Here is a 21,865-nt window from a genome sequence, read left to right as displayed (position 1 = left end):
GCAAGAATTGGCGCAGCCGCGGATTGTCAGGGGTCCGGACGACAGGCCTGGTCAGGCGAGCGTGAAGGTTCCCGTCGTCACCGCGATGAAATGGCAACAGGACGCCGCGAGCACGAAGCCGTGCCAGATGGCGTTCTGATATTTCAATCCGTTCCAGACGTGGAAAATGACGCCGATCGAGTAGAGCAATCCGCCGGCGAGGATCAGCATGGAGACGACGACCGGCATGGTGGCGAAGATCGGCCAGGCGAGCGTGACGCTCGCCCATCCGAGCACCAGGAAGATGGCCACCGTGACGCCTTCCAGCCGGTGGCCGAATGCGAACTTGCCGATGGCACCGAAGATCGCGGCCGCCCATACGAAGGCCAGCACGCCATAGGAAAAGGCGCTGCCGATCAGAATCACCAAAGGCGTGTAAGTGCCTGCGATCTTGAAGAAAATGGCTGCCTGATCGCACTTTCGCAGAACCGCCTTCACGTCCGCATGAGAAACCATGTGGTAGGCGGCGGAAACGCTGAACAACGTCACGACCGTGACGCCGTAAATCGCGAGCGCGGTGGTGGAGAAGACATCAAGGGTCGGGATCGCGGCGATCAGGACGGCGATGACGGCTATCACGCTCGCGGTTATGCCGACGACGTGGATGATCCCGTCGGCGATCCGTTCTGCGCGTGTATAGTCCGGGTAGGTCATCTCACTTTTCCGCCAAGCCTCGATAAATCCTACACCGGGAATTGCAGCAGGTGTGTGTTAAAGCTTGATGAAGGCGTTTTGTCGCATCGCACAATCGGCTAAATGGCTAGCGGAGTACAAACGGAGACTTCCATGGCTGATCGCGCCGAACTCCTTCCCTTCGAAGCTTTCCCCGCGCAAGCGGTTCAGACATTGCGTTACGCCGATCACGATCAGGCCGGCCATGTGAACAACGCGGTCTACTCGACAATGTTCGAGGCCGGGCGTGTGCCGATCCTCTACGATACCGCGCTCAATATGCCGCCCGAAGGCTGCCACTTCTCGCTGGTGCGTATCACCATAGACTACCTGACCGAGATGACCTGGCCGGGCGATGTCGTTATCGGCACTGGCGCGGCCCGAATCGGAACGTCCTCCGTGGCTTTTCGCCAGGCAATCTTCAAGGACGGAATTTGCTGTTCGACGGCCGACAGCACCGTCGTTCTGACCAATTCAACGACTCGCAAGTCGCAGCCCCTGCCCGATCAAGCACGGGCCATGTTCGCGGAACTGCTCCTCGTCACGGAGACATGAAAAAACCGGGCACGAAGGCCCGGTTTTCGAAGTCTTGAAACTGCGTCGCGCGGCTTAGCCGACGATATCGCAGCCGGCGAACCAGAAGGCGATTTCTTCGGCCGCGGTTTCCGGGGCGTCGGAGCCGTGCACGGAATTCTCGCCGATGGAGTTGGCGAAGCGCTTGCGGATCGTGCCTTCTGCGGCGTCGGCCGGGTTGGTGGCGCCCATGACTTCTCGGTTCTTCGCGATGGCGTTCTCGCCTTCCAGCACCTGGACGACGGTCGGGCCGGACGACATGAACTCGGTCAGTTCGCCGAAGAAGGGGCGCTCCTTGTGGACGGCGTAGAAGGCTTCCGCCTGGCGCTGGCTCATCCAGACGCGACGGGACGCGACGACGCGCAGGCCGGCCTCCTCAAGCATCTGGGTGATCGCACCGGTCAGGTTGCGCGCGGTGGCGTCCGGCTTGATCATGGAAAAGGTGCGCTCGATGGCCATGGGATAGTCCTCTTGGTCGTGATAGGGGGAGAAAACGGAATTCGGGCGGTCTATAGCCGCCCGCATTGCGCTTGCCAAGGGGCCCTCGGCATCCTGCCGCGGCCCGCCCAAGAGGGGATGACCAATGGACGGAATACGCCACTACCGCATGTTCGCCGCCTATAACCGCTGGGCCAATGGACGGCTCTACGACGCGGCGGAACTGCTCTCAGACGAGGAATGGGAACGCGACGTGCGCGCCTTTTTCGGCTCGATGTGCGGTACGCTCAACCACATCCTCGTCGCCGACCGGATCTGGATGAATCGCTTCACTGGCACCGGCGAAACGCACAAGGTCCTGAGCGATTTGCCGCATCCGCATTTCGGCGATTTGCGCCGCGAGCGCGGCGCCATGGACGATCGTATCGCCGACTGGGTCGACACGCTGGACGAGGAGACGCTGGAGGGGTTGTTCTCCTACGTGCCGGTTACAAATCCGAAGGAAGTGACCCAGCCCCTTGCCCCCGCCCTGGCACACTTCTTCAACCACCAGACCCATCACCGCGGGCACGCGCATATGATCCTGTCGGTGCTGGGCCACGAACCGCCGTCGCTCGACCTGATCTATTTCCTGCGATCGGATGAGGGCAAGGAGTTCGCTTGATCCAGCAATCGCCCGAGACCGCGCATCACCGGCAATCGTTTCGATGGCGCCCGGAATGCGTTGCGATTCCGCCGGGCGTCGGCCACAAGCCCGGCATGACTGTTTAATCGGATCGCAGACCTTCCATGCCCACCTGCCCCTGCCAGTCCGGCAAGACCTTCGAGGCATGTTGCGGGCGCTTCCTGTCGCGCAACGAACAGCCAGAGACGGCTGAAGAGTTGATGCGCTCGCGCTATTCAGCGTTCGTGCGCCGCGACATCGCCTATCTGAAGGAAACCCTGTGGCCGAAGCTGCAGAAGAGCCTCGACGTTACGGGACTGGCCGAATGGGCAGAGACCAAGCAATGGATTGGTCTGGAAATCCTGCGTACCGAGGCCGGTGGCCCGGATGACACGCGCGGCATGGTGCTGTTCATCGCGCGATCGCTGGACGGGGGCAGCGTCGCCGAACACCGCGAAAACAGCGCCTTCCGCAAGAAGAAGGGCCGCTGGTACTATGTCTCTGCAGTTTCGGAAAATCAGGCCCTGGCGCTGCTGAGGTCGGTGAAGGGAGGGTAGTGCCGTTCGATGGGGCGCGGTCCGTTTTTTAGCGGACCCTCCGGCTTGCGATTCCACCGGCTTTCGGCCACAAGCCCGCCATGCTGCAAATCTCCGATCTCACATTCCGCATGATGGGCCGCCCTCTGTTCGAAGGCGCCAGCGCCGTCGTGCCCGAGGGAATGAAAGTCGGTCTCGTCGGCCGCAACGGCACGGGCAAGACGACGCTGTTCAAGATGATGACGGGCGAGCTGGCTCCGGAAAGCGGCTCCATCGAACTGCCGAAGGGATTGCGGATCGGCCAGGTCGCGCAGGAGGCGCCCGGCACCGAGCAGACGCTGCTCGAGGTAGTGCTCGCCGCCGACACGGAGCGCACCGCGCTGCTGGAGGAAGCCGAGACGGCGACCGATCCCGATCGCATCGCCGCAATCCATATCCGGCTCACCGATATCGACGCCCATTCGGCCGAGGCGCGAGCCGGCGCGATCCTCAACGGGCTCGGCTTCGATGCGCAGGCGCAGGCGATGCCCTGCTCGTCGTTTTCCGGCGGATGGCGGATGCGCGTCGCGCTCGCCGCGGTGCTGTTTTCCCAGCCCGACCTGCTGATGCTCGACGAGCCGACCAACTATCTCGATCTCGAAGGCACGCTGTGGCTGGAAAACTACGTGCAGCGCTACCCGCACACCGTCGTCATTATCAGCCATGACCGCGACCTTCTGAATTCGACGACCAATGCGATCCTGCATCTGGAAAACCGCAAGCTGACCTTCTATCGCGGCAATTACGACCAGTTCGCGCGCACCCCGCGCCGAACGGCTGATGCAGGCAACCAAGATGGCGGAGAAGCAGGCCGCCAAGCGCAAGCACATGGAAGCCTTCGTCGAGCGCTTCCGGGCCAAGGCGTCGAAGGCGCGGCAGGCGCAAAGCCGCCTGAAGGCGCTTGAGAAGATGGCGCAGATCGACATCGCGATCGACAGCGACGTGCAGCCGATCCGCCTACCCTCGCCCGAACGCCAGCCGTCCTCGCCGATCATCGCGATGGAAGGCGTTTCCGCAGGCTATGTCGAAGGCAAGCCGATCCTGCAGCATCTCGATCTGCGCATCGACAATGACGACCGGATCGCGTTGCTCGGCGCCAATGGCAACGGCAAGTCAACCTTCGCCAAGCTCGTCGCCAATCGGTTGAAACCGATGGGCGGCAGGGTCACCCGTGCCGACAAGCTGCGTATCGCAATGTTTGCGCAGCACCAACTCGACGATCTCGTGCCGGAACAGACGCCCTATGAGCATGTCCGGGCGCTGATGCCGGACCAACCCGAATCGAAAGTGCGCGCGCGCGTCGCCCAGATCGGCCTCGGCGGCGACCGCATGAACACCAAGGCGAAGGATCTGTCGGGCGGCGAGCGCGCGCGGCTGCTGATCGGTCTTGTCACCTTCGACGCACCGCATCTGCTGATCCTCGACGAACCGACGAACCACCTCGATATCGACAGCCGCTCGGCGCTGGCCGAGGCGCTGAACGACTACAAGGGCGCGGTCATCCTGATCAGCCACGACCGGTACCTGATCGAAGCCTGTGTCGAGCGGCTGTGGCTGGTGCATGGCGGGGGCGTCCAACCCTATGACGATGATCTGGAAGCCTATCGCAAGCTGATCCTGAAAGGGCCGGTCAAATCCGGCTCGGCGGACAATGGCGATGCAACGTCGGGCGGGCCGCAGCTCTCGGGCAAGGAGAAGCGCAAACAGGCCGCCGCGCGGAGGCAGGAATACGCGCCGCTGAAGAAGAAGATCCAGGATTTCGAGTCGCGGATCGACAAGGCCCAGAAAGAGATCAAGGCCATCGAGACGGACATGACCCGTCCGGAGACGCTGGACGATGCCGACAAGGTGATCGAGCTGTCGAAGAAGCGCGGCTATCTCGAAAGCCGCATCGCCGAATGGGAAGAGAGCTGGATGGAACTGTCCGCCGAATATGAAGAGGCGATGGCGGACGCCTGACGCAGCGCTACTGCAGTGTCTCGCGCGCCATCCGTCCGGCGAGGTCATTGAGATAAGGTCCGAGCCAGGGACCGTAGAAATTCATCACCCGTGTCTCGTATTTCGGCGCGTCGTAGAAATCCCGGTTGGAAACGAGATAACCCAGATAGTCGCCATTGAAGCTCGTCGGTATCGCGGTTACGCCTGATCCCGCCAGTTCGCCCGCAAGCCGGATACCGAGCTGGCCAGCATAGTCGCCCGGGAAGCCGATCAGCAGTGCCGGCCCCACCCTCAGCACATGCAGGTGGGACCGCTCCGGCCCGATCCAGCGCGTGGAAACCGGGCTGAGACGCAAGTCTGCCGTCACCGGCACCCGAACTTCCGGCAGGTTCACCGCCAAATAGTCGTTCGCAAGGGTGACGTTCGGTTGAAACCCGGCCGAGGCGATCGGCTCCACCAGCTCATCCGCAAGGCGTTCGCCGAGCTTCACCGCACTTTCCTCCGGTGTTGCCGCTTCCGGCCTTTGCGGCGACGCATCCCCGACCGTCCCGGCTGCGAACATCACATGCTCCGTTCCGGTCGTCTCGCGGAGACGATCGACCAGCCCGCCGGGATAGTCGGCGCTGATCGCGTTGCTGCGATGGCCGGAGACCGTCGCATGGGCGCCGTAGCTGACCAGCGCGGCCAGAGGCGGCGCATCCGGCGCGTCCGCGCGGCGAAACAGCAGCGCCGACAGCTGGTTGAATGTATCGCGGCCGGGGTCGATGCGGTTGACCTGTCCGTCCGGAGCATCGGCCGTCGCGAGCCCCACCTCGACTGGCACCAGTTCCTTGCGCGAAGCGGTGACGGCTGCGGCGATATCGGCGGCGAGCCTGTCTGCATATGCGGCGTCGAAATCGCCGATGATAATCTCCTCGATCGGGTGGCCGCCCCACTGGCCGGGTCCGCCATGGGTGTGGGTGGCGGTGAAGAAGACATCGCCCGCCTTCAGGCCGCTTTTCTCCAGCACCGCGCGGGCGACGGGGTCGTTCACCAGCAGCAGATCGACGGCGAGAATTGTGACCTCGACCTCACCGACCGAAAGCGTCAGCGCCCGGACGAAGCATCGCGATAAAAGCGAATCGGATTCGAAGGGATCGCGGCTGTTGAACCCCGCCAGTTGGTGACCAATTGGCGGGGTGATGTCGATTTCCGCATAGCCTGCGCGCAGTTGCCCGCTTGCCGACGACGGCGGAACAATGCGGGCGGCGGTCTCGGCGAAATAGCCGGCCTCCGCGTAGGGCGTGTTGTCCGCCGGCCACGGGCCGATCGCGACGACGGCCAGTACGACCAGCAAAATCGGAATGACGTAGCGCTTTTTTCGGTACCAAGGCTTGCGCGCCATAGCCGGAATTCCCGCTCGATTTGCAGTCACTGGCCGCCGTCCCCGCTTCCCGTCTTCATGAACAATCCGCCGGCCATCGCTCGCCTCAGTCCCTGTCGCCGTCGCGGCCCCAGGTGATGTCCGGCTGGCGCTTTTGCGGCTCCTGTTCGGGTGCCGTCTGCCGATAACCGATGGAGGAGGTCTTCGAGGGACGGTCATCCTTGGCCTGCTTTCCCTTGCCGCGCCGCCGCCGGCCGCCGATCAGATAGAAAACGCACCCTGCGACGATCAGCGTGTAACCGACAGGCCGCGATTCGAGGGAGAAGGCGCCAGCGTGTCCCTTGAGGGTAAGAACAATCTCGGAAATGCCGAGATCGTCCCGCTCACCGTCGCCGAGTTGAAAAGTGTAGACGCCCGATTTCAACGGATCGACGGTCAGCGAATTCTCCAGCAGCATCGTGCCATCGTCACGCATATAGGCCGTCTTTGGGGAAATCCTCAAAGTCTGGTCCGTCACCTGGCCGTCCGGATCGGACACATGCAGCGTCAGGACGGATTCGCCCCCGGCGTCATACGCGCCGGCGCGGGGCCTCACTTCCAGGGACACACCGAGTGGCGCGTAGTCCTCGCGCATGGTGACAAGGATCGGGTTGAAGTTTCGCGCCGACGATACTGCGTGGTAGCGGCCGATATAGAATTCGCCAAACGGATAGCCCAACGCCCGCTCGCCGAAGGCGACGGCCAGACCGGCAAGCAACAGGATCAACCCGATAAACCGCATCGATGATCCGTCCCCTACCCGGCCCTGCGCCAGACGGCGAAGCTGTGAGGAACCTTGCGGCCGGGCCGGTCGAGGGTGAAAAGGTCTTCGTCCTCCAGCTCGAAACCGAGGCCGGCGAAGACATGCAGACGCGATTTTTCAAGCGGCCATGGCGGGCCGCTGGCTTCCGCGCCGTCCTCGCGCCAGCGCGCATAGACCAGCAACCGGCCGCCCGGCTTCACCAGCGAAGCGACGGCGCCCGCCGTCTCGTCCAGCATGTCGGGCGAAAGCGACTGCAGCGTGTAGCACTCATTGACGAGATCGAAGGCGCCGCGCCATTCCTCCGGCAAATCGAACAGATCGGCCGTCGTGTAGGTCACCGGCGACTCGGGAAAGCGTTTCTGCGCCCAGCGGATGGCGTGGTCGGACAGGTCGAAGGCCGTCGTGACATAGCCGGCCTCGGCGAGCGCTTCGGCGTTATCGCCGAGACCGCAAGCAATATCGATGGCGGTCAGTGTCCCGCCGCCCTTGTGGCGCACCAGCCATTCATGCAGCTTCGCCTTGGCGGCCAGATCGGCCCAAGGCACCATGCCCGGATCGCCTTCGGCGCGGCGATAGACGTCCTTGAAGAAGGCCTTGCGCTCGGGGGCGGTGTGGCTGGAACCTTCCTCGAGCGCATCCACCGCACTGCGGTTTGCCGCCTGGCGGTCACGCAGGGATTTTTCGTCTTCGATCGTCATGCGGCGCGCTCCCAGCCCCCATCATTACGTTGCTGGTAATAGGTGAGCGCGTGGCCTGCCGCCTTCAAGCCCTTCCAGTGGCCGCGCGCCGCCGCGACCGCCTGCTCGTCGAGACCGTCGAACATCAGGACGATGCGCTCGTAAACGGACAGATCTGCCGGCGGCTCCGCGCCGTCGACGATAAAGCGGATCTGCGCGCCGTTCGGATTATCGGGCGACACGGTCAGGAAGACGGGCTGGTCTTCGGGCCGCTCGTCGCCGTCACGGCCATGCGCCAGGAATGTCTCGGTGCGATAGGTCCACAGATGCCCGTCGAGCGCGTCGCGGGTCTCTGTCCGGCCGGTCTGGATCGTCGCCTTCCACCCCCTGCCGACCGACTTCTCGACCAAGGTCGGCAACGCTTCGTCGAGAGTCGATTCGGTCAGGTGATAGAAGAATATCTCGGCCATGGCTCCTTCTGTCAGCTCTCGTAGTAATCGGCGACGAGCCGGTCGAGTAGGCGCACGCCGTAGCCCGAGCCCCAGGACTGGTTGGTGTCGCTGGCGGGCGACGCCATCGCGGTGCCGGCGATGTCGAGGTGGCTCCACGGCACATCGCCGACATAACGCTTCAGGAACTGGGCGGCGGTGATCGAACCGGCATGACGGCCGCCGACGTTCTTCATGTCGGCGAATTTGGAATCGATCATCTTGTCGTATTCCGGTCCCATCGGCATGCGCCACACGCGGTCGCCGGAGGCCTCGCCCGCTTCGTAGAGCTGGCCGGCCAGTTCGTCGTCATTGGAGAAGAGGCCGGCGCGGTTCTGGCCGAGCGCGATCAGGATGGCGCCGGTCAGGGTCGCCAGGTTGATCATGAATTTCGGCTTGAAGGTCTCCTTGCAATACCAGAGCGCGTCGCACAGGACGAGCCGGCCTTCCGCGTCGGTGTTGATCACCTCGATCGTCTGTCCGGACATGGAGGTGACGATGTCGCCGGGTCGCTGTGCATTGCCGTCCGGCATGTTCTCGACGAGGCCGATGATGCCGATGACATTCGCCTTGGCCTTGCGCGCGGCAAGCGCGTGCATCAGCCCGGTGACGGCTGCGGCGCCGCCCATGTCACCCTTCATGTCCTCCATGCCGCCCGCCGGCTTGATCGAGATGCCGCCCGTGTCGAAGACGACGCCCTTGCCGATGAAGGCGACCGGCTGGTCCTTGGCCTTGCCGCCATTCCATTTCATCACGACGAGGCGCGGCGGACGCACCGAACCCTGGGCAACGCCGAGCAGCGCGCCCATGCCGAGCTTCTTCATTTCCTTCTCGGTCAGGATCTCAATCTCGACGCCGAGCGCCGACAGCGCCTCGGCGCGCGCCGCGAACTCCACCGGGCCGAGGATGTTTGCCGGCTCGTTGACGAGGTCGCGGGCGAGCATGATGCCGCGCGCCACGCCCTCGGCGGATGCCCACACCTTCTTGCAGTCCGACGGGCTGTCCACCATCAGCGTCGTCTTCTGCGCGGCCGGCTTGTCGCCGCCGTCCTCGTCGTCCTTCTTCTTCGTCTTGTATTTGTCGAAATCGTAGGCGCGCAGGACCATCCCTTGCGCGAAAGCGGCGGCGGCGTCCGGCGCAATCTCGACGCCGTCGCAGTCCAGGATGACTGTGAGGTTCTTGTCGGATGCGGTTTTCGCCCGCACGGTGCCGCCGAGCGCCGACCAGTCGCCTTCCTTGACCGAATCGCCCTCGCCGACCCCGACGACCAGGATGCGGTCGACCGATGCGCCGGCCGGTGCGACGATATCGACCACCGATTTCGACTTGCCCTTGAACTTCGACACATCCATCGCGCGGGCGATATTGCCGGACGGGTCAATTTCAGCGGCGATCGCCGGCGCTTTGCCGCCTTTTGCGACGAGAATGACGGCTGTGCCTTTCTTCGGCGCGGAGATCTTGGAGAATGAAATGGTTGGAAGAACTGTCATGGATTTCCCGCAGGTTTGCGCCCTGAATTGGGCGGCTCACGAAATGGTTAGGGGCCGATAAGCCTTGCGTCTTGATTTTGGCGTTCGCTGTGGCGATAGCAAGGGGGCAACCCGGCGGCAACGGATGATTAACCAAGTCCCTTCGCAAAAGTTTAGCATGCGCGACGATATTGTTAACGACCGGTTGCGCAGGGCCGGAAATATTTACCGAATCCGCCGCGCGTGGTTGGAAGACGTGCCAGGAAGGGCCGGCAGAGTGACGATACGAGGAACCGCGTATTGAATACGCTGCAGCGTTACATCTTTGGCCGCATTGCCGTTTTGTCCGCCGGAACCTTCGTAGCCGTGGTGGTCGTCGTCTGGGTCACGCAGATCCTGACGCGCATCGACTTCACCACGATTTCCGCGCAGTCGCTGGCTTCATTCGGCCTGGCGATCGTCCTGATGACCCCGCAATTGCTGTCGCTGCTACTGCCGGTCTCCGTGGTTATCGCGCTGGTGCAGGTCTTCACGACGATGAATTCCGATTCGGAAATGGCGGTGATGTCGGCCGCGGGGGTCTCCCGCGGCACGATCGCCAAGCCGGCGCTGATCATCGGCCTGATCGCCGGGCTCTATGTCATCGTCTCCAATCATTTCATCGAACCGCGAACAAGCCGTGCCCTTCGCGACGTGCTCGTATCGCTCCGAAGCGATCTGCTGGCGAATTTCCTGCAAGAGGGTGTGTTCACGCGACTGGACAAGAATCTTGTCATCTATGTCGACAAGCGATTACCCGGCAATGTGCTCGGCGGCATCATGGTTTCGGACACGCGCGACGAGAAGACATCGCTGATCTATTACGCCCAATCCGGCAATGTCGGCAAAATCAACGGCAACGACGTGCTGGTCATGACCAATGGCCAGGTCCAGAACAAGCGTGCCGAGGACGGCTCGATCTCCGTTATCCGCTTCAATTCCTACGCAATCTCGCTGTCGCAGTTCGGATCGGCGGAGTCCGCCAATTTCTACTATCCGCAGGAACGCGATACTGTCGACCTGTTCTATCCCGACCCGAACGACAGGGTGGCAAAAGGCCTGCCCTCCTGGCTGCGCGGCGAGATCCATCGCCGCATGACGGACTGGCTCTATCCGATCCTCTACGTGCTGATCGGCCTCGTCGTCGCCGGGCAGACGCAGTCACACCGCCAGGCGCGGCTCTATGCCTTCGCGCTCGCGTTCGGGGGCGCGCTGGCCTACAAGGGGATCGGCTACACCGTCTACGGGCTAAACCGCCACAATGGCGACCTGTGGTGGCTGTTCTACGCGGTGCCGCTCGGCGGGATCGCGATCAATGCATTCCTTTACTGGCGCGGCATCACGCTCAGGATACCGGACCCGGCCCTGCGGGCCCTCGACCGCTTCGGCGAAACCGTCCGCAAGCTGCGCGTGCGGCAGGCCCGCGCAAGGGCGGCGTGACACGATGGGACGCACGCTGCAATTCTATTTCTTCTTCCAGGCCTTGCGCATGATCCTGATGTTCGTGATCATTCTTGCCGGCCTCGCCTATCTTATCGATTTCACCGAGTTCTCGAACCGGACGGGCGGCCTGTCGCAGTATTCGGTGAGTTGGGCGCTGCTTCTTTCGGCGTTGCGCATTCCCTACATCGTCGAGATCGCGCTTCCGTTCATCATCCTGTTCTCGACGACGGCGATGCTGATGCTGCTGAATCGCAAATACGAACTCGTCGTCGCACGATCGGTTGGCGTTTCCGCCTGGCAGTTCCTGTTTCCCGTGATGGGCGCCGCGCTGATAATGGGCGTGCTGACGATCCTGGTGATCAATCCTCTCGGCACGAAAGGCTATGCCTACGCCACTGCGGTAGAAGGCGAGTGGCGGGCACGGCCGTCGAATTCGCCGCTGGCGCAAGAGCGTCCCTGGTTGCGGCAGGCGCAGGAGGATGGCGGCTCGATGCTGATCGGCGCGTCGCAATCCACAACGGAAGGCATGAAGCTGTTCGGCGTCGTGTTCCTCGACATCGACGCGAAAAACGCCATGCGGCGGCGAATCGATGCGGCCGAAGCGCGGCTCGGCGACCGGGAGTGGCTGCTCAGCGATGTCGAAATCAGCGAAGCCGGCAAGACAACGATCTCGCGCGACAGCATGACCATCCCCACCGCGCTCGATCCCTCCGTTATCCAGCAGGCGCTGATCGCACCGAAAATGATCTCGATTTTCGAGCTCGGCGGGCAGATCGACGCGGCGAAATCCTTCGGCGTATCGGCCACTCCGTTTCGCATGCAATATCATTCTCTTCTGGCGATGCCGGCGCTGTTCGTGGCGATGGCTCTCGTGGCCGCAACCGTATCGATGCGTTTCGTGCGTTCCGGCCAGTCGGCGGGGATGATTTTGGGTGGCATGGGCGCCGGCTTCATGCTTTATGTCGTAACCGCCGTGACGAGTTCTTTTGGGAGCGCCGGAATAATTCCTCCGGTTCTTGCGGCATGGCTTCCGGTAGCGGTTGCGACTCTGTTCGGGGTCGCGTATCTGCTACATCGGGAGGACGGGTAGTGAACGAAGCGGCGGGGCAGAGATTGTCCAAGCATATGAAGACTTTGGCGAGCGGGCTCGCCTTGGCCTCCGTCCTCGCCGGCGTGCCCGTCGGCACGCCCGCATTCGCGCAGATTTCCGAATCCGTAGCCGGCCTGACCGCGGCCCAGGAAGACTCGCCGCTGCTGCTGCAAGCCGACGAACTCGTTTATGACCGCGACCGGCAGACCGTCGCTGCGGTGGGCGGCGTGCAGGTCGATTATGGCGGTTCGCGCATGGTGGCCGACCGCCTGGTCTATAATCAGCTTTCGCGGCGGCTGGTCGCCATCGGCAATGTGGAGATCGTGCAGCCCGACGGGACGCGCGTCTATGCCGACGAATTCGACGTCACCGATGACTTCCGCGACGGTTTCGTCAATGCGCTGAGAATCGTGACGCCGGACGAAACCCGTTTCGCGGCCGAAAGCGCAGTTCGCGAGAATGGCGAAGTGACGACGTTCAACAATGGCGTCTACACCGCCTGCGCGCCCTGCCAGGAAAATCCGGGAAAGCCGCCGATCTGGCAGATCAAGGCGCAGCGCATCATCTGGAACGGCGAGGAAAAGACCATCCGTTTCGAGCGTGCCTCCTTCGAGTTCCTGGGCATGCCGCTGGCCTATCTCCCGGTCTTCACGACAGCGGATCCGACAATAAAGCGCAAGACGGGCTTCCTTTTCCCGAAATTCGGCCATTCCTCGGAACTCGGTTTCGGCGTTTCGATCCCCTATTTCATCGCGCTTGCGCCCAATTACGATCTTCGCCTGACCGGCACCGGCCTGACCCGGCAGGGCTTCCTCGGCGAGGCGGAGTTCCGCCACCGGCTGACGAACGGCATCTACACGCTGAAAGCGGCCGGCATTCACCAGATGTCGCCGAGCGCCTTCGATACGAACACCCAGGACAGCAACAACGTCAATCGCGGCATGATCGCGTCGACTGGCCGCTTCGATCTCAATCCCCGCTGGACATTCGGCTGGGACGTGATGCTGCAAAGCGACAAGAACTTCTCGAACACCTACGATATCGCCGGCTTCTCGGACTATGTGTACCAGAACGAGGTCTATCTGACGGGCCTGAACGACCGGAATTATTTCGATCTGCGCGCAATGAGTTTCGACGTGCAGGAAAAACTGCCCGACGGACACCCCGCGGCACGTGACGAAAGGCAGCCCTGGGTTCTGCCGAGCTTCGACTACAACACCTACGCGCCGACTTCCGTCGCCGGCGGCGAACTGGCGTTCAACGTCAATGCGCGCGGCATATTGCGCGACTGGGAGCACCAGCGCGGCGTGTTCGGCGACAGCAATTTCGCCACGCCGGGCCTCGGCGGCGAAAGCAGCCGCATCACCGCCGACACGGAATGGAAACGCACCATCGTCACACCCGGCGGATTGGCCGTCACGCCGATCCTCGCATTGCAGGGCGACGCGACTTTCCTGAGCACGTCGATGCCCGCCTTCTATTCGGCGACGGGAGCGTCCTTGACATCGGACGATTCCGTGACGCGCTGGATGGCCACGGCCGGGCTCGAGGCGCGCTGGCCTGTCCTGTTCACGACCGCCAATTCCAGCCATGTGATCGAGCCGATCGGGCAGATATTCGTCCGGCCGGACGAGACCGATACCGGCATGCTGCCGAACGAGGACGCCCAGAGCTTCGTCTTCGACACCACAAATCTGTTCGATCGCGACAAGTTCTCCGGATATGACCGCATCGAAGGCGGAACGCGCGCCAATGTGGGCATTCGCTACACCGGCGCCATCGGCGACGATTACGGTCTCTATGGCCTGTTCGGCCAATCCTACCATATCGCCGGAGCCAACTCCTTCGCCAACCCGGACATGACCAATGTCGGCGCCGATTCCGGCCTCGAGACCAACATGTCCGACTTTGTCGGCATGGTGGGCGCCTCCTATGCCGACACGTTCTCGGCGGCATTCCGGGGCCGTTTCGACGACGCGAATTTCGACATACGGCGCGCGGAGGCCGAATTCGGCTACATCTCCCACCCTGTTTCCGCCACGGCCAACTATGCCTATATCGAAGCGCAGCCGACCTACGGATTTGTCACCGACCGTCAGGAAGTCGGCGGCAGCGCGGCGATCCGTTTCGCGGAGTTCTGGAGCGTCTCGGGCAACGTCACCTACGACATCACAAACCGGCGTCTGGCCAAGAACGCAATCGGCTTTGCCTATGACGACGAGTGTTTCGCCTTCGGCCTGCAATGGAATCAGACACGCGACACCTTGAACGCCGTATCGAACACCTTCGGTTTCCGGCTCTCATTCCGTACGCTCGGCGATTTCGGCGGCGATCTCAACGAATTCACCGAGCAATGAGTTGCCTGAACGTCACGCTTTTGCCCAAGATTTAGGGCAACGCGAGCGGACATGGTCTCCCGGGGCGCGAGACCGAACCGGAACACGAAACGGCGAACAATTATGACTGGCTGGATCAAGACACTCCGCATTTCCCGCATGATGGCGACGGCACTGGCGCTTTCGATCGCGGCGCCCGCCCTGCCGATGATGATGCCGTCCGCGGCCCATGCCTCCGACATCAAGGTCGTGGTCAACAACATCGCGATCACCTCCTACGACATCGCCAGACGGAAAGCCTTCCTGCAATTGCAGCGGCGCAAGGGGAACCTGTCCCAGATGGCGACCGACGAAATGATCGAGCAGGCCCTGAAGAACTACGCCATAAAGGCCGCGGGCTACCGCATCCCCGACAGCCGCGTGGACCAGGCCTTCGCGAATTTCGCCAATTCCAACAAGCTGTCTACGAAGCAGATGAGCCAGATCCTCAACCAGGCTGGCGTGACGACCGACCATTTCAAGGAATTCATCCGTACGCAGATCGGATGGGGGCAGTTCGTTTCCGCACAGTCGCGTTCGAGCGGCGGGCTGATGAACGAGCAGGAGATGGTCGCGAAGATGCTCGAGCGCGGCGGGCCGAAGCCGACCTCGACCGAGTACACGCTTCAAAAGGTCATCTTCGTTATCCCGGCTTCCCAGCGCAGCAAGGAACTGGCTCGCCGTCGCAACGAGGCGAACCAGATGCGCGGGCGGATCAACGATTGCTCTCAGACGATCCCCCTCGCCGCGCAACTTCGCGATGTGTCGGTGCAGGATATCGGGCGCGTGCTCGAATTGCGGCTTCCGCCGATGTGGAAGGACGAGGTTACCGGCAAGCAGACCGGGCAGACGACCCGAACCAAGGACACCGACAACGGCGTGGAATTCCTCGTCATTTGCAAGGCCCGTACGGTTTCCGACGACCGCGTCGCACAGCTGGAATTCTCGACGGAAGCCGTGGAAAACGGCAATGACGAAGCCAGCCAGGACCTGCTGAAGAAGATCCGCGAAGGCGCCCGGATCGAGCGGCGCTGATCGCCTGAACGAAAGGCGATCGATGAACGCGGCATCCACCCTTCCGCTTGCGGTTTCGATCGGCGATCCTGCCGGCATCGGTCCCGACGTCATCCTGAAAAGCTGGTTGACGCGGGACGAGACCGGCGCCCCTCCCTTCTATGTCATTGCCGATCCGGACCGGCTGCGCGACCGGGCGGATGAGATGAGGCTCGATGTTTCCGTCCGCACCTGCGACGCGGACGACGCCATCGGACTGTTCGGCGATGCGCTGCCGGTGGTTCCGCTCGAGGCGAAGTTCACCGCGGCCATCGGCGCGCCCGACACGGCGAATGCGGCAGGGATCATCGAATCGATCGACCGCGCCGTCGGCGATGCTATGGCCGGCCGCGCCGGTGCGGTCGTGACAGCGCCGATCGCCAAGAAACCCCTCTACGAAGCCGGTTTCCGATATCCGGGCCATACGGAATATCTCGCCGCGCTCGCCGAACAGCATACGGGACAGGCTATCCGGCCGGTGATGATGCTCGCCGGGCCGAAACTGCGCGCCGTGCCGGTCACCATCCACATCCCGCTTCGCGACGTGTTCGAAGCCCTGACCACCGGCCTGATCGTCGAGACCTGCCGCATCGTCCACGACGACCTCGCGCGGCGCTTCGGAATTACGCGGCCCCGCCTTGCCGTCGCGGGTCTCAACCCGCATGCCGGCGAAGGCGGCGCGCTCGGCCATGAGGACGACGATGTCGTCCGTCCGGCAGTCGAACAGCTGCGCAACCTCGGGATCGACGCGCATGGCCCGCTGCCTGCCGACACGATGTTTCACGACCGCGCGCGTGCCGGCTATGACGCCGCCATCTGCATGTATCACGACCAGGCGTTGATCCCGGCCAAGGCGCTCGGTTTCGACGACAGCGTCAACGTCACGCTCGGCCTGCCCTTCATCCGCACCTCGCCCGATCACGGCACGGCCTTCGACCTCGCCGGAACCGGCAAGGCCCTGCCCGACAGTTTCATCGCGGCGCTGCACATGGCCGCCGAGATGGCAGCGCATAGCCGCCGGGCGAAAGCCGCGTGACCGATCCAGGTCCGGAGAAGACCGCCATCGATGGTCTGCCGCCGCTGCGCGCTGTCATCGACAGGTACGGTCTGGCGACCAAGAAATCGCTCGGCCAGAATTTCCTGCTCGATCTGAACCTGACCGGAAAGATCGCACGCGCCGCGGGCGACCTGTCCGGCGCGACGGTCATCGAGGTGGGCCCCGGCCCCGGCGGCCTGACGCGGGCGCTGCTGATGCATGGCGCAGCCAAGGTCATCGTCATCGAGCGCGACTCGCGGTGCCTGCCGGTGCTGGAGGAAATCTCGGCGCATTATCCCGGCCGCCTCCAGATCATCGAAGGCGACGCGCTGAAGACCGACTTCGCGGCGCTTGCCGCCGGCGATAGGGTGCGGATCGTCGCCAACCTGCCTTACAATGTCGGCACGCAATTGCTGGTCAACTGGCTGGAAGCCGAGCCCTGGCCGCCCTTCTACGACTCGCTGACGCTGATGTTCCAGCGCGAGGTCGCCGAGCGGATCGTCGCCATGCCGGGAGACGGCGCCTATGGCCGTCTCCCGGCATGTCGACGGCGATAATGGAAATCGCCGGGAAATAGTCCAGGACTTCCGAAAAGGAGGAAAAGACCATCAGACGAGCGTCTGCCGCTTCGCCGAGCCTTCGAATGACCGCGACCCAGCCGGCCTTACAGCCATCGACGCCGGCGACCCAATTGGCGCCTTGCTCAGGCACGACTTCGCGTTTCCAGGATCCGGCGGCTCGACACGAGGGCCATCGGCCGTCCGAGCGATTGCTGCTCTTCTGCGAACAGCAGTTCGTCCGCCCCCTTCTTCACGCTGCGGGCAACCAGCTCGAAGGCGGAGCCGGCGGCACGCACCAGCGCATCCTCGTCGGACAGGCCGTCGAGATGCCGCGAGAGGAACAGCCCGGCGATCAGATCGCCGGTACCATGCGGCGCATCAGGCACCATGGCATGCTCGGCAACCACGGCACCGCGCGGGCCGGCCAGAAGATTTGCGATCGCATTGCGCCGAAGCGCTGGCGCGGAGGTTACCAGAACCCGCTCAGACCCGAGCGTTCGTGCTGCGGACAGGGCCTGCAGCTCGCTCTTCACCTCGCGTCCGGTCAGCCAGGACAGCTCAAAACAGTTCGGCGTAACGATGTCTGCCAGTGGCACCAGCGTGTCGCGGATGGCCTCCGCCGTCGCCTGCGGCACGTAGAGACTGCCGTCCGTCTCGTCGGTCCGGTCTCCCATGACGGGATCGCAGACATAGGGCGCATCGGGCGTATGGCGCTTGATCGCTTTCACCAATTCCGCGATCGGCGCCGCCTGCTCCGGATGGCCGAGGTAGCCGGTCAGGATGCCGCCGATCTCGCCGAGCTTGGGCGAAGCCACAAGATCGGCGACGATTGCGGAAAAATCCGTCGGGTTCGGCGTGATCCGCGTACCCTTGCCCTGACCTGGATGCCAGGGTAGCAGGATTGTCGGCAGGAACCAGACGGAATGCCCGAGCCGCTCCAGGGAGAAGACCAGTCCGCGGCCGCTGATCCCGCCGCGTACAACCTGGGAAGTGATGACGAGCAAAGGCTTCTTGGCCGCCGCCGGCTGGCCCTGAGGAATAGTCATGTCCGGTTCTTTCGTCAGGCGCTTTTGGCGGAAGATTCGTGGGAGGCCCCACGACCATAGCGGTTTTCGATGTAGTCGAGAACCATCTGCTTGAACTCGTCGGCAATACCTTCCCCGCGCAGGGTGGTCACCTTCTCGCCGTCGATAAAGACCGGAGCGGACGGGGTTTCGCCGGTGCCGGGAAGCGAAATGCCGATGTCCGCATGCTTGGATTCTCCCGGCCCGTTCACGATGCAGCCCATGACCGCCACGTTGAGGCTTTCCACGCCCGGATACTGTTCCCGCCAGGCCGGCATCGACGCGCGGATATGCTCCTGAATGTCACTGGCAAGCTCCTGGAACACGGTCGAGGTGGTCCGGCCGCAGCCCGGGCAGGCCGCAACCACCGGCACGAAGGCGCGGAAGCCCATGACCTGGAGAAGCTCCTGGGCCACCTGGACCTCCCGGGTCCGGTCGCCGCCCGGTTCCGGCGTCAGAGAGACGCGGATCGTGTCGCCGATGCCCTGTTGCAGCAGGATCCCCATGGAGGCTGCGGAAGACACGATCCCCTTGGTTCCCATGCCCGCCTCGGTCAATCCCAGATGCAGCGCGTAGTCGCAGCGGCGGCCCAGGTCGGCGTAAACGGCAATCAGGTCCTGAACCTGGCTGACCTTGGCCGAAAGAATGATCTTGTCCCGACCCATGCCCAGCGCCTCGGCCCGCTCGGCGGACAGAAGACCGGACTGGATGATCGCCTCGCGCATGACCGCCGCAGCCGAAACCGGGGTGTCGCTTCCCGCATTCTCGTCCATCAGCCGGGTCAGGAGCTCCTGGTCGAGCGAGCCCCAGTTGACGCCGATGCGCACCGCCTTGTCGTGTTTCAACGCCAGATCTATGATCTGCGAGAACTGGGTATCGCGCTTGGCCTTGAAGCCAACGTTGCCCGGATTGATCCGGTACTTGTCGAGCGCGGCCGCGCACTCCGGATAATCGGCAAGCAGCTTGTGGCCGATATAGTGGAAGTCGCCGACCAGCGGCACGTCGATGCCGATCCGGTCGAGGCGTTCCTTGATCCGGGCCACCTGGGCCGCGGCTTCGGGCCGGTCGACGGTGATGCGAACGAGCTCCGATCCGGCGCGCGCAAGGGCCGCCACCTGGGCAACCGTCGCATCCGCGTCCGCCGTATCCGTATTGGTCATGGACTGCACCACGATGGGCGCATCTCCACCGACCGTGACATTGCCGACCCGGACAGGCACCGATACCCGTCGTGGCAGGGGTTTTGCGAAATCGTCGATCATGGGATCAGCCAATTCAGTTTGCCGTCTTTTTCCGTGACAGGGCAGTCATACCGATTGATTAGTGTTCCTCCGGCAAAAGGGCAATGGGCAGAGCATATCAAAGCCTAGGGTCAGGACCCATTAATCAGGTTGAAATGGCGCCGTAACGGCAAAGATCTGCAAGGAGAGACGCGAAAAGCGGGCTCCCTGCCCGGTTGAGCGGTTCGACGCAGCAGATCGAAGCCGTTTCGGCGTCCCTTCGGGATATGGCCGATTTGCCCGGCTACAGCGTTGCAAGTTCTGGAAAACCGGACGGTTTCCTGCGAACTTGCGCCTCGTACCCGAACAAATCGGCTCATACCATTCCAATCTGATTAATGGGTCCTGACCCTAATGACAAATCGCCCCTTCCCGCTAAACTGGTAAAAACGACAATAAAAACAACCCGTATATCGAATCGCACCAAGAGGCCAACGTGTTCCAACGCATTCTCAGAGACGCCTTCGTAATCGTTTTCGGCAACCTGGAAACGGTCTTCAAGGTCTGCGGCGCCTGGTTTGTGTTGCAATCGGTCCTGCTGCTTCTGGTGCAGGCGATGGTTGGCGGCATGCCCGGGGAAACCACCGCGGCAGCGGGAGACCCCGTGCAGGTGTCGCCCGCCCAGATGCTCGCGAGCCTTCTGATGATGGCCGTCGGCATTGTCGCTGCGGCGTCGATCTCCGTCGCGTGGCATCGGTTCGGCCTGCTTGGGGAACGGCCGGGTTTCATTCATTTGCAGCTCGGAGCGATCGAGGGTCGTTTCATCGTGAAGACGCTGCTGATCGCCCTTGTGGCGTTTCTCGTCTTGCTACCGATCAGCATCGCGGCGGCCCTGCTTTCCGCTGTGATCCAGTCACCCGTAATGATCGTCATCCTGTTCCTGATTGCCACCGTTTTCGTCACCCCGCATCTGCTGCGGCTCTATCTCGTCCTGCCGGCAGTCTCCGTCGAACGTCCGATCGGTCTGAAGGAAGCCTACAAGCTTGGATATGGCCTGGGCTGGCCGATGATCGGCGCCGGCATCGTGCTTTTTCTCCCCTTCATCCTTGTCGCCATCCTTCTTCAGTATCTGTCGGTCCTGGCCGGCAGCGGCGGCCTGCTGGCGCTTCTGATCATGATCAAGCTGGCCCTGTTGAACGTGCTCCTGCAGATCATCCTGACGGTGCTGGGCATCTCAGTGATCACCGCCGCTTACCGGATCGCGATGGAACGGCAGAACGCAGCAACACAGGAAACACCTTCAAACCCGGCTTGAAGTTGCTATATCTCCTTCGGTATCAGGCTGGATTGCGATGGGAGACTTCCGCCCGTGTTCCTTACTCTACTCGAACGGACATGGTCGCTTGCCCAGCACAACATCGGCACGCTGGCCAGGACCGGCTGGGCCTATATCCTGGTCCTGCTTGCAGTGAATTTCTCGATCGGCGCCGCCCTTTCGCCGACAGCCGGTTTCTCGACCGTGTCCTATATGACCGAGCCGGTGGCCGCTGCCGACGAAGGCGGACTTCGCCTTCTGGCGGTGCTCGCAAACGCCCTGCTCGGCTTTTCCATTGCCATCGCCTATGTCCGGCGGCTTCTGATCGACACACATGATTTCCCGCTCAGCTTCGGCAAGCGGACCGTCAACGTGATCCTGAACCAGATCCTCCTGACCCTGATCGGCATGGCTGCTCTCGTCCCGCTCATCATCGTTGCATCGCTGCTGGCTGCGGTCACGGGCGGAATCGGGCTGGTTTTCCTGTTCGCGGCACCTTTCGTCGCGCTGATGGTCGTCCAGAAATTTTCCGTCATCCTGCCGGCCGCGGCCGTCGACGACCCCCTCACCTTGAAGGAATCCTGGCGGGCGACGTCCGGACTCGGTTGGGCAATGGCCTTTTCCGCTCTGGTCATGAGCCTGCTGGCAGGGTGCCTAATCGGGCTGTGGATGCTGGCACTGCAGGCGTTCAACGCCGTTCTTCCCGCGGACCCGGTCATGCTCCAGATCCGTTCGGCCCTGTTTCCGACCGGCCTGACGCTGATCGGCGTCTGGATCTTCGCCAGCCTCCACGCCACTTTCTACGGGCTGATCCGCGAGCGCTTTGCCACACGGCTCGGCTTGACCAAAAAGGACTACGAAACCGTGGACTCACGCCGGGTTCAGGCCCGGGAAAAAGCGGCAAAGGCGCTGGAGCGGGTCCGGCACATTCGCAAATCCTGAAACCGAAAGGTCTTCCGCACGGTTACAAAA

Annotated in this window: 20 protein-coding genes and 2 pseudogenes; 12 read left to right on the top strand and 10 right to left on the bottom strand. The window is 62.9% G+C overall.

Translation table 11 applies throughout. The features are described from left to right. Window positions 1-51: 51 nt before the first annotated feature. Complete coding sequence (locus tag ABIN98_RS01005) at window positions 52-693, bottom strand: hemolysin III family protein (protein WP_346906597.1); 642 nt, start codon at window positions 691-693, stop codon at window positions 52-54. A 132-nt stretch (window positions 694-825) separates the two neighbouring features. Between ABIN98_RS01005 and ABIN98_RS01000 the strand changes: the two genes are divergently transcribed. Beyond that, complete coding sequence (locus ABIN98_RS01000) at window positions 826-1,266, top strand: thioesterase family protein (protein ID WP_346906596.1); 441 nt, start codon at window positions 826-828, stop codon at window positions 1,264-1,266. Between the two features lie 54 nt (window positions 1,267-1,320). Here ABIN98_RS01000 and ndk read toward each other — a convergent pair whose 3' ends face one another. Beyond that, entirely contained in the window at window positions 1,321-1,743 is a 423-nt protein-coding gene (gene ndk, locus ABIN98_RS00995) for a nucleoside-diphosphate kinase (protein ID WP_346906686.1), read from the bottom strand. Between the two features lie 124 nt (window positions 1,744-1,867). On the opposite strand from ndk, the gene ABIN98_RS00990 reads away from it, so the two are divergent. From ABIN98_RS00990 to ABIN98_RS00980, 3 genes and pseudogenes are all read left to right on the top strand, one after another. Next, window positions 1,868-2,386: a DinB family protein gene (locus tag ABIN98_RS00990; protein ID WP_346906594.1), complete on the top strand. Its 519-nt coding sequence runs from the start codon at window positions 1,868-1,870 to the stop codon at window positions 2,384-2,386. Between the two features lie 125 nt (window positions 2,387-2,511). Further along, window positions 2,512-2,943 (top strand): YchJ family metal-binding protein, encoded by a 432-nt coding sequence (locus tag ABIN98_RS00985; RefSeq protein ID WP_346906592.1) that lies wholly within the window; start codon window positions 2,512-2,514, stop codon window positions 2,941-2,943. An 80-nt stretch (window positions 2,944-3,023) separates the two neighbouring features. Continuing rightward, window positions 3,024-4,920 (top strand): annotated as a pseudogene (locus ABIN98_RS00980) (ABC-F family ATP-binding cassette domain-containing protein). Window positions 4,921-4,927: 7 nt separating this feature from the next. Here ABIN98_RS00980 and ABIN98_RS00975 read toward each other — a convergent pair. The 5 genes from ABIN98_RS00975 to ABIN98_RS00955 form a co-directional block, all read right to left on the bottom strand. Continuing rightward, window positions 4,928-6,283, bottom strand: a complete 1,356-nt coding sequence (locus ABIN98_RS00975; protein WP_346906590.1) for a neutral/alkaline non-lysosomal ceramidase N-terminal domain-containing protein — start codon at window positions 6,281-6,283, stop codon at window positions 4,928-4,930. A gap of 85 nt (window positions 6,284-6,368) precedes the next feature. Beyond that, on the bottom strand, window positions 6,369-7,043 hold the full coding sequence (locus ABIN98_RS00970; RefSeq protein ID WP_346906588.1) for a hypothetical protein: 675 nt from the start codon (window positions 7,041-7,043) through the stop codon (window positions 6,369-6,371). Between the two features lie 14 nt (window positions 7,044-7,057). Next, entirely contained in the window at window positions 7,058-7,762 is a 705-nt protein-coding gene (locus ABIN98_RS00965) for a class I SAM-dependent methyltransferase (RefSeq protein ID WP_346906586.1), read from the bottom strand. Continuing rightward, window positions 7,759-8,211: a DNA polymerase III subunit chi gene (locus ABIN98_RS00960; RefSeq protein ID WP_346906584.1), complete on the bottom strand. Its 453-nt coding sequence runs from the start codon at window positions 8,209-8,211 to the stop codon at window positions 7,759-7,761. The genes ABIN98_RS00965 and ABIN98_RS00960 overlap by 4 nt, the downstream gene beginning before the upstream one ends. An 11-nt stretch (window positions 8,212-8,222) precedes the next feature. Beyond that, the gene (locus ABIN98_RS00955) at window positions 8,223-9,719 is read right to left on the bottom strand and encodes a leucyl aminopeptidase (RefSeq protein ID WP_346906582.1); all 1,497 of its coding nucleotides are present in this window, start codon (window positions 9,717-9,719) and stop codon (window positions 8,223-8,225) included. Between the two features lie 279 nt (window positions 9,720-9,998). On the opposite strand from ABIN98_RS00955, the gene ABIN98_RS00950 reads away from it, so the two are divergent. The 6 genes and pseudogenes from ABIN98_RS00950 to ABIN98_RS00925 form a co-directional block, all read left to right on the top strand. Next, window positions 9,999-11,177: an LptF/LptG family permease gene (locus ABIN98_RS00950; RefSeq protein ID WP_346906580.1), complete on the top strand. Its 1,179-nt coding sequence runs from the start codon at window positions 9,999-10,001 to the stop codon at window positions 11,175-11,177. Window positions 11,178-11,181: 4 nt separating this feature from the next. Further along, window positions 11,182-12,270, top strand: coding sequence for an LPS export ABC transporter permease LptG (lptG, locus tag ABIN98_RS00945; RefSeq protein WP_346906579.1), 1,089 nt, complete (start codon window positions 11,182-11,184; stop codon window positions 12,268-12,270). Then, window positions 12,270-14,627: an LPS-assembly protein LptD gene (locus ABIN98_RS00940; protein WP_346906577.1), complete on the top strand. Its 2,358-nt coding sequence runs from the start codon at window positions 12,270-12,272 to the stop codon at window positions 14,625-14,627. Before lptG ends, ABIN98_RS00940 begins: the two co-directional genes overlap by 1 nt. Window positions 14,628-14,729: 102 nt before the next feature. After that, window positions 14,730-15,680, top strand: coding sequence for a peptidylprolyl isomerase (locus ABIN98_RS00935; RefSeq protein WP_346906575.1), 951 nt, complete (start codon window positions 14,730-14,732; stop codon window positions 15,678-15,680). A gap of 22 nt (window positions 15,681-15,702) precedes the next feature. Beyond that, entirely contained in the window at window positions 15,703-16,734 is a 1,032-nt protein-coding gene (gene pdxA, locus ABIN98_RS00930; RefSeq protein WP_346906573.1) for a 4-hydroxythreonine-4-phosphate dehydrogenase PdxA, read from the top strand. Continuing rightward, window positions 16,731-17,270, top strand: a pseudogene (locus ABIN98_RS00925) (ribosomal RNA small subunit methyltransferase A); the annotation flags it as partial. The gene pdxA and the pseudogene ABIN98_RS00925, both read left to right, overlap by 4 nt. Here the strand turns inward: ABIN98_RS00925 and ABIN98_RS00920 are convergent. The 3 genes from ABIN98_RS00920 to ispG are packed head-to-tail and all read right to left on the bottom strand — an operon-like array spanning window position 17,152 to window position 19,620. Next, entirely contained in the window at window positions 17,152-17,445 is a 294-nt protein-coding gene (locus ABIN98_RS00920) for a DUF429 domain-containing protein (protein ID WP_346906571.1), read from the bottom strand. The pseudogene ABIN98_RS00925 and the gene ABIN98_RS00920 sit on opposite strands and share 119 nt — an antisense overlap. Then, a complete protein-coding gene (gene pdxY / locus ABIN98_RS00915; protein WP_346906569.1) occupies window positions 17,438-18,340 on the bottom strand; it encodes a pyridoxal kinase in 903 nt (300 codons plus the stop codon). The genes ABIN98_RS00920 and pdxY overlap by 8 nt, the downstream gene beginning before the upstream one ends. Before the next feature lie 14 nt (window positions 18,341-18,354). After that, complete coding sequence (ispG, locus tag ABIN98_RS00910) at window positions 18,355-19,620, bottom strand: flavodoxin-dependent (E)-4-hydroxy-3-methylbut-2-enyl-diphosphate synthase (protein WP_346906567.1); 1,266 nt, start codon at window positions 19,618-19,620, stop codon at window positions 18,355-18,357. Between the two features lie 454 nt (window positions 19,621-20,074). Between ispG and ABIN98_RS00905 the strand changes: the two genes are divergently transcribed. Together ABIN98_RS00905 and ABIN98_RS00900 are read left to right on the top strand one after the other, a co-directional pair. Further along, window positions 20,075-20,893, top strand: a complete 819-nt coding sequence (locus ABIN98_RS00905; RefSeq protein WP_346906565.1) for a hypothetical protein — start codon at window positions 20,075-20,077, stop codon at window positions 20,891-20,893. 54 nt (window positions 20,894-20,947) lie between these two features. Further along, complete coding sequence (locus tag ABIN98_RS00900; RefSeq protein WP_346906563.1) at window positions 20,948-21,835, top strand: 4-hydroxy-3-methylbut-2-en-1-yl diphosphate synthase; 888 nt, start codon at window positions 20,948-20,950, stop codon at window positions 21,833-21,835. Window positions 21,836-21,865: the final 30 nt, after the last annotated feature.

This window comes from uncultured Roseibium sp. (assembly GCF_963675095.2).
Taxonomy (GTDB): domain Bacteria; phylum Pseudomonadota; class Alphaproteobacteria; order Rhizobiales; family Stappiaceae; genus Roseibium.
Note: the sequence above shows the minus strand (reverse complement) of the source record. Positions and strands in the feature narration are given on the sequence as shown.

Bases quoted from the DNA above. Each gene is read 5' to 3' on its own strand.
- ABIN98_RS01005 (WP_346906597.1), bottom strand. From the start codon at position 693: ATGACCTACCCGGACTATACACGCGCAGAACGGATCGCCGACGGGATC.
- ABIN98_RS01000 (WP_346906596.1), top strand. From the start codon at position 826: ATGGCTGATCGCGCCGAACTCCTTCCCTTCGAAGCTTTCCCCGCGCAA.
- ndk (WP_346906686.1), bottom strand. From the start codon at position 1,743: ATGGCCATCGAGCGCACCTTTTCCATGATCAAGCCGGACGCCACCGCG.
- ABIN98_RS00990 (WP_346906594.1), top strand. From the start codon at position 1,868: ATGGACGGAATACGCCACTACCGCATGTTCGCCGCCTATAACCGCTGG.
- ABIN98_RS00985 (WP_346906592.1), top strand. From the start codon at position 2,512: ATGCCCACCTGCCCCTGCCAGTCCGGCAAGACCTTCGAGGCATGTTGC.
- ABIN98_RS00975 (WP_346906590.1), bottom strand. From the start codon at position 6,283: ATGGCGCGCAAGCCTTGGTACCGAAAAAAGCGCTACGTCATTCCGATT.
- ABIN98_RS00970 (WP_346906588.1), bottom strand. From the start codon at position 7,043: ATGCGGTTTATCGGGTTGATCCTGTTGCTTGCCGGTCTGGCCGTCGCC.
- ABIN98_RS00965 (WP_346906586.1), bottom strand. From the start codon at position 7,762: ATGACGATCGAAGACGAAAAATCCCTGCGTGACCGCCAGGCGGCAAAC.
- ABIN98_RS00960 (WP_346906584.1), bottom strand. From the start codon at position 8,211: ATGGCCGAGATATTCTTCTATCACCTGACCGAATCGACTCTCGACGAA.
- ABIN98_RS00955 (WP_346906582.1), bottom strand. From the start codon at position 9,719: ATGACAGTTCTTCCAACCATTTCATTCTCCAAGATCTCCGCGCCGAAG.
- lptG (WP_346906579.1), top strand. From the start codon at position 11,182: ATGGGACGCACGCTGCAATTCTATTTCTTCTTCCAGGCCTTGCGCATG.
- ABIN98_RS00935 (WP_346906575.1), top strand. From the start codon at position 14,730: ATGACTGGCTGGATCAAGACACTCCGCATTTCCCGCATGATGGCGACG.
- pdxA (WP_346906573.1), top strand. From the start codon at position 15,703: ATGAACGCGGCATCCACCCTTCCGCTTGCGGTTTCGATCGGCGATCCT.
- pdxY (WP_346906569.1), bottom strand. From the start codon at position 18,340: ATGACTATTCCTCAGGGCCAGCCGGCGGCGGCCAAGAAGCCTTTGCTC.
- ispG (WP_346906567.1), bottom strand. From the start codon at position 19,620: ATGATCGACGATTTCGCAAAACCCCTGCCACGACGGGTATCGGTGCCT.